We start from the raw sequence: 13,101 nt of genomic DNA, 5'->3' as shown, positions 1-13,101 counted from the left end.
TGTGGTCGCTTTCGCGACATCAGCGCCTCACAACGGAATGTTGTCGTGCTTCTTCCAGGGGTTCTGCATATCCTTGTTGCGTAGCATGCGCAGCGCACGCGCGATGCGGCGGCGGGTCGAATGCGGCATGATCACCTCGTCGACATAGCCGCGCTCGGCGGCGACGAAGGGCGACAGGAAGCGATCCTCGTAAGCCTTTGTATGTGCTGCGATCTTCTCCGCATCGCCGATGTCCTTGCGATAGATGATCTCGACCGCGCCCCTGGCGCCCATCACTGCGATCTGCGCCGTCGGCCAGGCATAATTCATGTCGCCGCGCAGATGCTTTGACGCCATCACGTCATAAGCGCCGCCATAGGCTTTTCGGGTGATCACGGTGATCTTCGGGACGGTCGCCTCGGCATAGGCGAACAAGAGCTTGGCGCCGTGCTTGATCAGCCCGCCATATTCCTGCGCAGTGCCGGGCAGGAAGCCTGGAACGTCGACGAAGGTGACGATCGGAATCGAAAAACAGTCGCAGAAGCGCACGAACCGCGCCGCCTTGCGGCTGGCGTCCGAATCAAGCACGCCGGCCAGCACCATCGGCTGGTTGGCGACGAAGCCGACCGTCCGCCCTTCGACGCGCCCGAAACCGGTGACGATGTTTTTTGCAAAATCCTGCTGGATTTCGAAGAAATCACCCTCATCGGCAACTTTAAGGATCAACTCCTTGATGTCGTAGGGTTTATTGGCGTTGTCGGGGATCAGTCGGTCGAGCGACAGATCGTCATCGGCGACCGACTGGTAGCATTCGATCTCGGGGATTTCAGCCGTGTTGGAGGCAGGCAGCAGATCGACCAGCCGGCGCATCTGCAGCAGCGCCTCGACGTCATTGTCGTAAGCGCCATCGGCGATCGACGACTTCGTCGTGTGAACGAAGGCGCCGCCGAGGCTCTCGGCGGTTACCGTCTCGTTGGTGACGGTCTTCACCACGTCCGGGCCGGTGACGAACATGTAGGAGGTGCCGCGCACCATGAAGATGAAGTCGGTCATTGCCGGCGAATAGACGTCGCCGCCGGCGCACGGGCCCATGATCACTGAAATCTGCGGGATGACGCCGGAGGCGAGCACATTGCGCTGGAATATCTCGGCATAGCCGCCAAGTGCTGCCACGCCTTCCTGGATGCGGGCGCCGCCGGCGTCGTAGAGGCCGATGATCGGCGCCCGGTTGCGTAGCGCCATCTCCTGCACCTTGACCACTTTTTCGGCGTGGGCTTCGGACAGCGACCCGCCGAACACGGTAAAGTCCTTGGCGAAGACATAGACCGGCCGGCCGTTGACGGTGCCCCAGCCGGTGACGACGCCGTCGCCGGCGATCTTGGTCTTCTCCATGCCGAAATCGGTCGAGCGATGCTCGACATACATGTCGAACTCCTCGAACGAGCCCTCGTCGAGAAAGACGTCGATGCGTTCGCGCGCGGTGAGTTTGCCTTTCTTGTGCTGAGCGTCGATTCGGGCCTTGCCGCCGCCCATGCGCGCCATGGCGCGGCGGCGCTCGAGTTCCTTCAGCACGTCCTTCATCGCTCGGTCCCCAAAGAGAAGCTGATTTGTGGTAATCATGGCGGTAAGCGAGCGCAAGCGCCGCTTTTCGGCCTGCCTTGTTTTCGCAACGCTGGCCGTGCTTTCGCCGCTGGTCTCGATATGCTGGCGGGCATAGCTGGCCGTCTGTTAGGTGCGGCTTACCAACCGCCCTCGCTTCGACTCCACGGCGCGGAACGAGGAATAGCAAGTTCCCCCTTGCGGACACGACCTGCCTCTGGCGCGGATCGAACAGGGAACAAACAGCCTTCAACAGCGAAACTTCTTGGCAGGCATTCGCCGGATATGGCAAACTGAACTTATGAAGAACAGCATAGAAATATCCGAGGATTTGAACCGCCGGATCGACATGTTGGCCTCGCGCTCAACCCTGACTCGCGATCAGATCATTGAGGACGCGCTGTCCCATGGCCGTTCTCTGGCGTGGCAGGAAAAGTGGATAGCTGGTGTTCAGGCGGGGATCGAGGCCGCCGACCGTGGAGACTTCGCAAACGAAGAAGAGATCGCGGCGGTTCTCAACAAATATGGTCAGGCATAGCGGTCGGTGCGAACTGTCTGGACCCGACACTATCTGATCGAGCTTGCATCAATCGGCGACTACATCGGCCAGCATAACCCGCGTGCTGCCGCCCGCCTCGTCAATGACATTCATTCAAAGACTGCTTGGCTGTTGTCCGCCAATCCGTTTATCGGACGTGTCGGCGAGATCAGCGGCACTCGTGAACTGGTGATTTCCGGCACACCCTACGTCGTCGCGTATCGGGTGAAAGACACTCAAATAGAAGTTCTGTTCGTCCAGCATGGGGCGAGGGAATGGCCGGGAGAAGTTTGAGCAGACCTTCACGGCTGCCGTCTTGACTGTTTTCGCTGCGCAGCAACATGACGGCCCTTGCATTTCGCGGCGAGCTGGGCCATATGCGGCGGCATAGGCGCTTGGGCCGGGACCTATCCGGCCTTCTCGACGAATGAGACTGGTTGCGTCTGTTTTCCCTCTTTCCGACATATCGGCAAGGCGGCGAAAAAGCCCCGTGGCATGATGCCTGCGGGCACGACAGCGCAGCCGTGCGGACGATAACGTCCGCCGCCTTGTCGTTTCATGACAGTTTTTCGACGGCAGGTTGCGCCCTGCCGCCATTGATGTTTGCGGCCAGGAGCCGCGTGAAAGAAGAATATTTTGAATAACGAAAACACTTTGACCGGTAATGACACTGGGGAACTTTCGGGTTTCGCAGCACTTGGAATTACGGGCGCGCTGCTCAAGGCCACCCATGGCGCAGGCTTCACCGATCCGAAGCCGATCCAGGCCCAGGCGATCCCGCCGCAGCTGGAAGGCCGTGACATTTTCGGCATCGCCCAGACCGGTTCGGGCAAGACCGCTGCGTTCGCGCTGCCGATCCTTTCGAAGATCATCGCGCTCGGCACCAAGCGCCGGCCGAAGACCGCTCGTGCGCTGATTTTGGCGCCGACGCGTGAGCTTGCCGTGCAGATCGAAGAGATGATCAAGCTGCTCGCCAAGGGCGCCCATGTCTCGACAGCACTCGTGCTTGGCGGCGTCTCGCGCTTCAGCCAGGTGAAGAAGATTGCTCCCGGCGTCGACATTTTGATCGCCACCCCCGGCCGGCTGACCGATCTGGTGCGTGAGGGCGACCTCGTGCTTGCCGACACCAAGTGGCTGGTGCTCGACGAGGGCGACCGCATGCTCGACATGGGCTTCATCAACGATGTCAAGCGCATCGCCAGGGCGACCGCGCCGGACCGTCAGACGGTGCTGTTCTCGGCGACCATGCCGGCCGAAATCGCCGAATTGGCCAAGGGCCTGCTGAAGAACCCGATCCGCGTCGAAGTGGCGCCGCACAGCACTGCGGCGGCCGAGATCGTACAGGGCGTTGTCTTTGCCCGCACCAAACAAAAGCGCCAGGTGCTGGCGACGATGCTCGCCGACGAGGCGATGAAGTCCGTCATCATCTTTTCGCGCACCAAGCATGGCGCCGACAGGGTGACCAAGGATCTCGATCGCGATGGCTTCAAGGCCGCCGTCATCCACGGCAACAAGTCGCAGAACGCCCGCCAGAAGGCGCTGAACGATTTCCGCGAGGGTTCGGTGCGCATTCTTGTGGCGACCGATATCGCGGCGCGCGGCATCGACGTGCCCGGCATCAGCCATGTGGTGAATTTCGACCTGCCGGACGAGGCGGAGAGCTATGTCCACCGCATCGGCCGCACCGGCCGTAACGGCATGGACGGCATCGCCATCACGCTTTGCGACCCGTCCGAGAACAGCAAGCTGCGCCAGGTCGAGCGGATCATCCGCACCAAGCTGCCGATCGTTGCCGACCATCTCGGCAGTCCCGACCCGCAGCGCAATCCTGCCGAAAAGAACGAGCGCAGCTTCGAGCCGGCCAACGACCGCAATGGTCGTCGCGACGGCAGGCGACCGGGCGGCCACAACAACGGCAACAAACGCTTCGGCGACAAGCCGGCCTTTGCCGGCGAGCGCAAGCCGGAAGGCGCCAAGCCCTTCAAGGGCAACAACAAGCGTCGTTTCGGCGGCAAGCGGCCAGCAGCGCGGGCTGCGTAATCAGATAGTGCATCCGGCCCGCGCCTGTCGGGCCGGCTCGGCTGCTCACAATTGAAAAGGCGATCGGAGCGATGCTTCGGTCGCCTTTCGCCTGAGATCTACTTCACCACCGCCTGTACCCACACGACAATGCGCTGCGCGAGGAAAGCTGTGGTTGCTGGCGACAGCGCGTCTCCGGCAATGACATGATTGTCGCGATCGCCGGTATCGTCGACCGGCACCAGTTCGTGCGCCGCGCCCCAGCGCCCGGCGATGTCACGGGTGCGGTCCGGCCGCACGATCCTGTCCGAATCGGAAAAGATGAAGAGGGCAGGGATGGCCGCCTTCTCCACCGGCGCGCCATAGGCCAGCTCGGTCACCGCCACCATCGGCAGGGTCGCCGTGATCGGATAGCGGTAGGTCCAGAATTTCTCGTGCAGCGCATTGCGTGGCACGAAGCTGCGCTGCTTACCGGCGACCAGCTCGGCGATCTTTCGGCCCCACGGCATGGTCAGAAGTTCGGCGCCGGAAGCCTTGACGCCGAAATTCGGCGAGATGAACGCTATTGCCGCCACCCCGTCCGATGCGCCCGGCTGCGTCGCGGCCCAGGCTGCCAGCGAGCCGCCGGTCGAGGTGGCGATGACGATCACCTTGTCGCCGATCGCTCGGCCGATGGCGAGCGATTCCTCATAATCGTTGATCCAGGCGTTGACGCTGCCGTCCACCATTGCGGCACCGCCCTGTCCGTGGCCGGTGAGACGGGTGTAGTAAAGATTGGCGTCGAGCTGGTCGGCCACCTCGTCGGGAAGCGGACGAACCTCGCCCTTCGACGCCGAAAAGCCGTGGATATAGACGATCGACAGCGGCGTCCTGGCGTGAACCATCGGATTGGCCCAGATGATTTCCTTTTCCAGCCCGTCGTGGATATCAGGTACGGCCGCCTCCTTGCGTGCCAGATAGGCTTGCGGGTCATCGCCGATCACGGAAGGATCGAAGCGGATCGTGGTGTCGGCTGGGACGCGCGGGCCAAAGACGTAGGCAAGGACGAGAATGACGGCGAGACCCAATACCGCAAGCACGATCCGTCGCCCCATCGCAGACTCCATGCAATAAATCTCAAGCTATGGCCACGATGGCAAACAGGCAACGACGTCCCGACGGCGGCGGGATCGCCAACTTGATGGCCGGTCTAATCACTCGGCGGCTTTCGGTCGAAATTAAGCGGTCGCGCCTTCCAGCGGGTCGCGGTGCTGATGACCCATCGGCAGAACGGTCTCGGCAGGATTCTGAGCAGCTTCAGGCCCCAGCACAAGCGCCACGGGAAGGTGACTTCGAAGCCGCCGGACTTGATGCCGCGCGCCATGCGGCGCGAGGCGCGATTGACGGGCATCAGCCCGGGCATCGGCAGCAGATTCTTCTCGGTCAGCGGGGTGTCGACGAAGCCCGGGTTTATCACCTGGATGCGGACGTTCATCTTGTCGAAATCGTACTTCAGCGACTCGGCGAGGATATTGATCGCCGCCTTGGTGCCGCCATAGGCGGCCGTGGTCGGCCAGCCGAAATAGGCGGTGACCGAACCGACCAGGACGATATGGCCGCGCGCGCGGACGCGCATGCGCTCGATGACCGGCACGAGGCCGTTGATGATGCCGAAATAATTGACATCGAAGGACTGGCGAAATCCACGGACAGTGAGGTCTTCGCCGGCGGTCGCGATATAGCTCCCGGCATTGAACACGGCCAAGACGATCGGGCCGAGATCCTTCTCGATCGCCGCGACCGTCCTTGCCATGCGTTTTTCGTCGGTGACGTCGCAAGGATAGGCCGTGACGTGGCCCGGCATCTGCGCCGTCTCGACAACAAGCGTATCGATCGGATCGTCGTCGAGCGCCGTCACCGCGACGACATAGCCTTGCGCCGCAAGGTCCTTGGCCAGTGAACGGCCGATGCCGCTGCTGCCGCCGGTAATCCAGGCGACGCCGTGCTTCGGGTCAGCCCGATAAAGTGTCATGCTATGCCTTGCGACTTTTTCTTAGCCTGTGCTCTAGCGGTGAAGAAATCGGATGAAAAGAGCGCTTTTCAATGGTGAGCTTCAATGATTGGCGGAACGCAACGTCTGTTTTGGGAAATTGCAGCCCGGAAATGCCGCTGGACCAGGCAAATTCTTGCCTTGAAACCCAAGCTTCGGGTTTCTAGGGTTCGGCCGCAAGCATAAAGGAATCTCCATGCCCCGTTCTGTGATCGAAGCGATCGGCAATACGCCTCTGATCCGCCTCAACAAAGCCTCGGAAGAAACCGGCTGCGAGATCCTGGGCAAGGCCGAATTCATGAATCCGGGCCAGTCGGTCAAGGACCGTGCCGCGCTGTTCATCATCCGCGACGCCGAGCAGCGCGGACTTTTGAGGCCGGGCGGGGTGATCGTCGAGGGGACGGCCGGCAACACCGGCATCGGATTGACGCTGGTTGCCAAGGCGCTTGGCTACCGCACCGTAATCGTCATCCCGGAGACGCAAAGCCAGGAGAAGAAGGACACGATCAGATTGCTCGGCGCCGAGCTGATCGAGGTGCCTGCCGTTCCCTACAAGAACCCCAACAATTATGTGAAACTGTCGGGCCGTCTGGCCGAGCAGATGGCCCGGTCCGAGCCGAACGGTGCGATCTGGGCCAACCAGTTCGACAACGTCGCCAACCGTGATGGCCATACCCGCACCACGGCGGAAGAAATCTGGGCCCAGACCGGCGGCAAGGTCGACGGTTTCGTCTCGGCGGTCGGCTCCGGCGGAACACTGGCCGGGGTCGCCTTCGGGCTCAAGGCCAGGAGCAAGGACGTCAAGATCGCGCTCGCCGATCCGCTCGGTGCGGCGCTCTATAGCTTCTACACCAGCGGTGAGCTGAAATCCGAAGGCAGCTCGATCACCGAAGGCATCGGGCAGGGGCGGGTCACCGCCAATCTGGAAGGGTTCACACCGGATTTCTCCTTCCAGATTCCGGATGAGGACGCGCTGCCTATCGTCTTCGACCTGATCCAGGAGGAAGGCCTGTGTGTCGGCGGCTCGACCGGCATCAACATTGCCGGCGCGATCCGGCTGGCACGTGAGATGGGTCCCGGCCACACCATCGTGACTGTGCTCTGCGACTATGGCACGCGCTATCAGTCGAAATTGTTCAACCCGGAATTCCTGCGTCAAAAGCAGCTGCCGGTGCCGGGCTGGATGGAACAGCGGAGCACGATCTCGGTGCCGTTCGAAGAGGTTGCGTGATGGCTTACAGGACGGATGCCCTGTTTCGCGACGACGCCTATCTCAGGACGGCTGATGCCGTGGTTGTCGCCGTCAACGACCGTGGCGGCATCATTCTGGACCGGACGATCTTCTATGCCACGTCGGGCGGCCAGCCTGGCGATACGGGCACGCTCGAACGCGCCGACGGCAGCCTGATCGCTGTTGCCGCCACCATCACCGGTGAGACCAAGGATGACATCATCCATGTGCCGCCGCCTGAGCAGGCGGTGCCTGAGGTCGGTGAGCCGGTAAAGCTTGCCCTCAATTGGGAGAGGCGGCATCTGCTGATGCGCATGCACACAGCCTGCCATTTGCTTACCGTCGTCTGCCCGTTCCCGATCACCGGCGCCTCGGTTTCCGAGGACGACAGCCGTATCGATTTTGATATTCCGGATGCCGGCTTCACCAGGGAAGATGTGACGGCCCGGCTGATGGAATTGGTGCGAGCCGACCACCCGGTCTTTGTCAGGCTGATCACCGACGAGGAACTGGCGGCCAATCCGGGACTGGTGAAATCGAAAAATGTTCGGCCGCCGGTCGGCACGGGCAAGATCCGCCTGGTCGGCGTTGGCGAGAACGCCTCGATCGACAGCCAGCCTTGCGGCGGCACCCATGTGAAGAGCACTGGAGAAGTCGGCGAGATCCATATCGGCAAGATCGAGAAGAAGGGTCGCGAGAACCGGCGCTTCCGAATACGCTTTGGCCCAATGCCGCCGGCCTGATAAACAGCCGGCCTGATAACAGATTGTCGAAGGCGGGCAGGAGAAGAACAATGGCCGAAGACAGCCCTTTCACCGTCGATGCGGACTGGTTGCAGAAGCGCCTTGGCGAGCCTGGCCTGACCATCATCGACGCGTCCTGGTATTTGCCGGCGCAGAAGCGGGACGCGCGCGCCGAATATGACGCAGCGCACATTCCAGGCGCCCGTTTCCTGGATCAGGATGCGATCTCGGATCCTGATTCACCGCTGCCGCACACACTGCCGTCGCCGCAGCATTTCGCCCAATATGTCGGCGCCATGGGCATTTCGGCCGACGACACCATCGTTGTCTATGACGGTCCGGGTTTCTTCTCGGCGCCGCGCGCCTGGTGGATGTTCCGTGTTATGGGGGTGTTCCAGGTCTACATATTGGACGGCGGCTTCGATCGCTGGAAAGCGGCTGGACGGCCAGTGACGGCGGAGCCGACGAAAATCGCGCCTTGCGTGTTCCATGCCGACTTCGATGCCGCTCGCGTCGCCAGCCTGGCCGACATGCGCCGGATCGTCGAGACCGGAGAAAGCCAGATCGCCGACGCGCGTTCGCCTGGCCGGTTTGCCGGTACCGAGCCGGAGCCTCGCGCCGGCGTCCGCTCGGGCCATATGCCCGGCGCGCGCAATGTGCCGTTTTCGGTGCTTGCCGAGGACGGCGAACTGGTGTCGAAAGACCGGTTGCGCAAGGTGATCAAGGACGCCGGCATCGACCTGTCAAAGCCGGTTGTCACCTCTTGCGGCTCAGGCGTTACGGCGGCGGCGATCACGCTGGCGCTCGAGACGCTAGGCCACACCGACAACAGGCTCTACGACGGTTCATGGACCGAATGGGGTGGGCTTGGCGATACGCCCGTCGTCACGGGCAAGGACTGACTGTGATGGAAAACGGCGCGCTTGAAGACATCGAGGTCACGGTGACGTTTCTCGAAATGCATGCGCCGCCGGCCTATTCGCCGCCGCTGCCGTACAACCGCCAGATCGCGCTGCTGAAGACCAAGGACATTCCGCTGCATTTCTACCGCTATTTGATGGATCGGGTGGGCCGCAAATGGCACTGGGTCAACGTGCTGAGGCTGAGCGACGAGGAGCTTTCCGCCGGAATCCATCGCGAGGACCGCGACATCAGGGTGCTGTATCTCGACGGCTCGCCGGCCGGCTTTTTCGACCTGAAGCCGCATCTGCCGGGAGAAGTGGAACTTGCCTATTTCGGCATGATGGAGCACGCAACCGGCCAAGGCATCGGCCGCTGGTTCCTGGGGGCGGCGATCGACGCGGCGTGGTCGCACGGACCAAGGCGGGTGACGGTGCAGACCTGCACGCTCGACCATCCGGCGGCATTGCCGCTCTATCAGAAGCTCGGCTTTGAACCGGTCGCGCAAAAGAAGGAGATGGTGCATCCAATGACCTTCGCCGAGCGAGCGGCCAGCGTCATGCGGCCATGATTTTCTCCGCAAGCTGAACCTTCATCGATGCTTCAGCTTGGAGGCAAACTGTTGGAGCGTTCGCCACGATCCAAGGGAACGCGTGGCGCTCGAAATGGCGATGGGAGGATCAAATGACGATTCGAGTGGTGATGGCCGGTGCGACCGGCTGGGTCGGCAAGGCACTGGTTCCGGCGATCGGGGCGCAAGGCGACATGGCGCTGGCCGCGGCCGTGTCACGCAGCGGCGCTGGCCAGGATTCCGGCCTGCTGGTCGGCCTGCCGGCTAATGGCATCATCGTTTCCGCATCGCTGGCCGAGGCAATGGAGGTGCCGTCGGACGTGCTGGTCGACTACACCAAGCCGCATGTCGTGAAGGACCATGCGCTGTTGGCCATCGAAAACGGACGGCACGTGGTGATCGGCACCTCGGGGCTCGGTGCGGCCGAGTTCGGCGAGATCGACGCTGCAGCCCGCGCCAATCGAGTCGGCGTCATTGCCGCCGGCAATTTTTCGATCACCGCCACGCTGATGAAGCGGTTTGCCCTGATGGCGGCGAAATACGTGCCGGATGTCGAGGTCATCGACTATGCCAGCGCCAGGAAACCCGACGCGCCGTCCGGCACGGCGCGCGAGCTTGCCGAAGCGCTGGCCGATGTCCGCAGAGCTTCGACCGCGCGGCCGGTCTCGGAGGTCTCCGGTGTGCCGGGAACGCGCGGTGCGGCGGTCGGCACGGGCGAGGGGGTGCAGGTGCATGCGCTGCGCCTGCCTTCCTACATCCTGTCCTGCGAAGCGCTGTTCGGCCTGCCCGACGAGCGGCTGACCATCCGCCACGACGCCGGCTCGTCCGCTGCCCCTTACGTGGCCGGGACGCTGCTCGCCATCCGGCGGGTACAGGAGATCACAGGGCTGGTGCGCGGTCTCGACGCGCTGATGGACTGATCCGAATTGGCAGGAATCGGGTGGGAAGCGCTGGCGCAGCGACGTAATTTCCGGTCGACGACATCGGAGATTTCACCATGACCATCCAGTTCATGGCCTTGCCAACGGAAGGTGTCAGAGCCTTGCAGCGCGGCGGGCCGGACGCCTATGGCCTGATACCAGAACGTAAAATATCCGACGGTGACGGCGTGCCTTGCCGCCACTGCCTGAAGAACGTCGCCGCTGGAGAAGCCTACTTTGTCCTGGCTTATCGGCCATTCCCGAAACTGCAGCCTTATGCCGAGACCGGTCCGATCTTCCTGCATGCCGAGCCCTGCGAGCGCGCTGCCGAGGCCGAGGCGCTTCCCGAAATTCTTGAAAGCAGCGACTACATCGTGCGCGGCTACGGCAGCGACGACCGCATCGTCTACGGCAGCGGCGGCGTCATCCCGACAGGCGCTATCGCGGCGCGGGCCGAGAGTTTGTTCAAGCGCGACGATATCGCCTACGTGCATGTCCGCTCGGCACGCAACAATTGCTATCAGTGCCGGATCGAGCGCGCGTGACCGGATCGGTCGCAGCTGTCGTACGCCTGTCGCAATGTCGCGTTATGGAATGATTGTCGATCGATTTGCCGACCGCGGATGAACCGGCGGGAGATCTCGATATCAGAGGAAGCGGGGCTTTGGCTCCGCTTTTTTGCTGCCTGTATTGTCCCGCCCATTTCGTCACCCGAAGAAAAAGCCCGCCGGAATGACCGACGGGCTTTGACTGTTGTCTGGACGGCTCGAAATTAGTTGAACTTGTACTTCGCACCGATGCGAACGGTGTGGAACGAAGGCGTGGAGGTGAGAGTGTCGTCCGGCAGCCCAAGATCCGACGAAAAATCTTTTTCCGAGAACTGCGAGTAGCGGTACTCGAGGCCGACGGTCACGTTGCTGGACATGGCCGTTTCCAGACCACCACCCACCGAGAATCCGCTGGAGTCCCAATCGAGGATGTCGCCGATGGGCGAAGACGCATTCAGATCGAAATGCTGCCAGCTGTAACCGCCGAGCACATAGGCAAGTGTCGATTCGTTGACTTTCATGCCGACGCGGGCAAGCACATCGAAGCCGTAATCGGTATCCAGATTGATCGATCCGCCTGGAACTTCCAACTCGGAAGTCATGCCGGAGTAGCGGGCATCCACCATGACACCTGCGACCCAGCTGCCGAAATCATGGTCATAGCCGACGTTCAATTCGCCGAACACACCTTCGCCGCCGAGCCCGTTGAACTCGAGCCCGCCAAGCGGCGGAACCTCGATCTGATGCACCGACGCACCCGCGCCGGCGGCGCCGCCGACGTAGAAGCCGGTCCAGTTGTAGGCAGGCGCTTCAAAAGAGGCGACGCCGCCATTCTGGGCGCCAAAGCGATAGTTGGCCCCGACCTGGAACGTATGCCGCGACGTGTCGAGATTGAGGGTGCCATCCGGCGCCCCGAGATCGGAAAGCAGATCATCGTTTGTGCCGAAGCGGGTATAACGGTACTCTGTCTTGATGGTCCAGTTGCTGTTGATGGCCGTTTCAACGCCGGCTCCGACGAAGTAGCCGCTCTGGTCCCAATCCAGGTCAAAACCAGCGTTGGTGTCGAGTTTGTATTTCTGCCAGGAATAGCCGCCGAGCACATAGCCCAAAGTGTTCGGCGTGAACAGGTAACCGGCCCGCAGACCAGCGTCGAAGCCGTAGGTCTCTTGGACCGAAGCCTCTAGTCCAGCTACATCGAGCGTGGTTTCAATGTTGCCGATATGGGCGTCCAAGAGTCCGCCGATCAGGAAGCGCGGCGACACCATATAGTCGTACCCAACGGTCAGTTCACCGTATACGCCTTCACCACCAATGCCGTTCAACGAGAAGCCCGGAAGGAAATCGCTGCTGAGCTCGTGGACATTGGCGCCGGCGCCAACGCCGAAGCCGACATAGATGCCACTCCAGTTGAAGGCCGACGTCTCGACCACCGGCACAAGCGCATCGGCGGCATCAGAAGCCGATCCAAGCGCCAGAACGGAAACCGCGCCAAGAAGAAGAGATTTTGCGAATCGTTTGTTGATCATTGCCCCTGCCTTTTGAAGACCCGTCAGCCGTCTAGCACCTGCCCATGCTGGCGGCTGTAACAAAAAAGCCACAGGAATGACACATTGCAAGCAAAACGGGTAAAGGCGGTCAGCTGATCGCAAACCGCGAAATTTTCTTGTGGAAAAAAGAGCCGCCGGGGGCGTCGGCGGCTCTGTCGGGAGAGGAAATCGGCGGCGGGTTCAGGCGGCGAGAACGGCCTTCGGCTCGACCAACTCATAGCCGAGTGCTTCGGCCACCGCGCGGTTGGTGATCTTGCCCTTGTGGACATTGAGGCCGTTGCGCAAATGATGATCGTCGACCAGCGCCTTCAGGCCCTTGTCGGCAAGCTGCAGGCCGTAATGCAGCGTCGCGTTGTTCAACGCCTGGGCCGAGGTGACCGGCACCGCGCCCGGCATGTTGGCGACGCAATAGTGAACGACGCCGTCGACCTCATAGGTCGGGTCGGCATGAGTTGTGGCGTGCGAGGTCTCGAAGCA

The 13,101-nt window shown here is 62.0% G+C and carries 13 protein-coding genes and 1 pseudogene; 9 read left to right on the top strand and 5 right to left on the bottom strand.

Annotation, left to right across the window (positions count from 1 at the left end):
- Positions 1–27: 27 nt before the first annotated feature.
- A complete protein-coding gene (locus AC0L16_RS26585) occupies positions 28–1,560 on the bottom strand; it encodes an acyl-CoA carboxylase subunit beta (protein WP_077377605.1) in 1,533 nt (510 codons plus the stop codon).
- 319 nt (positions 1,561–1,879) lie between these two features.
- Here AC0L16_RS26585 and AC0L16_RS26580 point away from each other — a divergent pair, with 319 nt between their 5' ends.
- The 3 genes from AC0L16_RS26580 (at position 1,880) to AC0L16_RS26570 (ending at position 4,156) form a co-directional block, all read left to right on the top strand.
- On the top strand, positions 1,880–2,116 hold the full coding sequence (locus AC0L16_RS26580; RefSeq protein ID WP_077377608.1) for a transcriptional regulator: 237 nt from the start codon (positions 1,880–1,882) through the stop codon (positions 2,114–2,116).
- 6 nt (positions 2,117–2,122) lie between these two features.
- Positions 2,123–2,410, top strand: a complete 288-nt coding sequence (locus AC0L16_RS26575; protein ID WP_473624271.1) for a type II toxin-antitoxin system RelE/ParE family toxin — start codon at positions 2,123–2,125, stop codon at positions 2,408–2,410.
- 342 nt (positions 2,411–2,752) lie between these two features.
- Positions 2,753–4,156 (top strand): DEAD/DEAH box helicase, encoded by a 1,404-nt coding sequence (locus AC0L16_RS26570; RefSeq protein ID WP_473624269.1) that lies wholly within the window; start codon positions 2,753–2,755, stop codon positions 4,154–4,156.
- 98 nt (positions 4,157–4,254) lie between these two features.
- Here AC0L16_RS26570 and AC0L16_RS26565 read toward each other — a convergent pair whose 3' ends face one another.
- Both AC0L16_RS26565 and AC0L16_RS26560 read right to left on the bottom strand, forming a co-directional pair.
- Entirely contained in the window at positions 4,255–5,229 is a 975-nt protein-coding gene (locus AC0L16_RS26565; RefSeq protein ID WP_473624268.1) for an alpha/beta hydrolase, read from the bottom strand.
- A gap of 95 nt (positions 5,230–5,324) precedes the next feature.
- Positions 5,325–6,146: an SDR family oxidoreductase gene (locus AC0L16_RS26560; RefSeq protein ID WP_077377620.1), complete on the bottom strand. Its 822-nt coding sequence runs from the start codon at positions 6,144–6,146 to the stop codon at positions 5,325–5,327.
- A 214-nt stretch (positions 6,147–6,360) separates the two neighbouring features.
- On the opposite strand from AC0L16_RS26560, the gene AC0L16_RS26555 reads away from it, so the two are divergent.
- From AC0L16_RS26555 to AC0L16_RS26530, 6 genes are all read left to right on the top strand, one after another.
- The gene (locus AC0L16_RS26555) at positions 6,361–7,395 is read left to right on the top strand and encodes a cysteine synthase A (protein WP_473624266.1); all 1,035 of its coding nucleotides are present in this window, start codon (positions 6,361–6,363) and stop codon (positions 7,393–7,395) included.
- Positions 7,395–8,138: an alanyl-tRNA editing protein gene (locus tag AC0L16_RS26550; RefSeq protein WP_473624265.1), complete on the top strand. Its 744-nt coding sequence runs from the start codon at positions 7,395–7,397 to the stop codon at positions 8,136–8,138. Before AC0L16_RS26555 ends, AC0L16_RS26550 begins: the two co-directional genes overlap by 1 nt.
- Positions 8,139–8,188: 50 nt before the next feature.
- Positions 8,189–9,040 carry a 3-mercaptopyruvate sulfurtransferase gene (gene sseA, locus AC0L16_RS26545; protein ID WP_473624264.1) on the top strand — a complete coding sequence of 284 codons (852 nt, stop codon included), beginning with the start codon at positions 8,189–8,191 and terminating at the stop codon, positions 9,038–9,040.
- Between the two features lie 5 nt (positions 9,041–9,045).
- Complete coding sequence (locus AC0L16_RS26540) at positions 9,046–9,609, top strand: GNAT family N-acetyltransferase (RefSeq protein ID WP_027154015.1); 564 nt, start codon at positions 9,046–9,048, stop codon at positions 9,607–9,609.
- 113 nt (positions 9,610–9,722) lie between these two features.
- A complete protein-coding gene (dapB, locus tag AC0L16_RS26535; protein ID WP_473624263.1) occupies positions 9,723–10,529 on the top strand; it encodes a 4-hydroxy-tetrahydrodipicolinate reductase in 807 nt (268 codons plus the stop codon).
- Between the two features lie 77 nt (positions 10,530–10,606).
- Positions 10,607–11,074 carry a DUF1203 domain-containing protein gene (locus AC0L16_RS26530; protein WP_473624261.1) on the top strand — a complete coding sequence of 156 codons (468 nt, stop codon included), beginning with the start codon at positions 10,607–10,609 and terminating at the stop codon, positions 11,072–11,074.
- Between the two features lie 227 nt (positions 11,075–11,301).
- Here the strand turns inward: AC0L16_RS26530 and AC0L16_RS26525 are convergent, their stop codons facing one another.
- The gene (locus tag AC0L16_RS26525; protein ID WP_473624315.1) at positions 11,302–12,603 is read right to left on the bottom strand and encodes an outer membrane protein; all 1,302 of its coding nucleotides are present in this window, start codon (positions 12,601–12,603) and stop codon (positions 11,302–11,304) included.
- A 201-nt stretch (positions 12,604–12,804) separates the two neighbouring features.
- Positions 12,805–13,101 (bottom strand): annotated as a pseudogene (locus AC0L16_RS26520) (alanine dehydrogenase); the annotation flags it as partial.

This window comes from Mesorhizobium sp. WSM4848, assembly GCF_055811375.1.
Note: the sequence above shows the minus strand (reverse complement) of the source record. Positions and strands in the feature narration are given on the sequence as shown.